1 pseudogene is annotated in these 462 nt (G+C 39.0%); it reads left to right on the top strand.

From position 1 onward, the window contains the following. A pseudogene (locus tag AAEZ03_RS25895) lies at positions 1-245 on the top strand (hypothetical protein); the annotation flags it as partial. Between the last annotated feature and the right edge of the window lie 217 nt (positions 246-462).

Below are 462 nucleotides of genomic sequence, written 5' to 3'. Positions count from 1 at the left end.
ATGTTGCGTCAGTCACGCCAAAAGCTGAGACAGTACAGCCTAAAAAGCCTAACTATGATGTGCATGATATCTTTATGAGCTATACACCCACTCAAGTTGAAGGCTTAAAAGCCACGCTTGGCGTATATAACATATTTGATGAGACCTATGCCAGCCATGCCTCACGTAACAATGCTTTAGATGATAATTATACGGATTTTGAAATGGGACGTAATATCAAAACGTCTTTAACTTATCAGTTCTAATCTAGCTTATCGAATTTAAGTCTAATCGTACTTATAAAGTCAGCTGTCTTATACGGGAGCTGGCTTTTTATTGCCTACTAGCTTTTACATTGGCTGTAACAGCAATGACGTGCCAACTGATAAGTACCTACCAAAACAACAAATGACAAAGAACTAAGACTAATGATTTCATTCAATCCTCGTCAAGCTTGCCTATGGCTCCATCGTTATACTGGGC

The sequence above is a fragment of the Pseudomonas sp. HY2-MNA-CIBAN-0224 genome, assembly GCF_040310285.1.
In the GTDB taxonomy this organism is placed as follows: Bacteria; Pseudomonadota; Gammaproteobacteria; order Pseudomonadales; family Pseudomonadaceae; genus Aquipseudomonas; species Aquipseudomonas helleri.
Note: the sequence above shows the minus strand (reverse complement) of the source record. Positions and strands in the feature narration are given on the sequence as shown.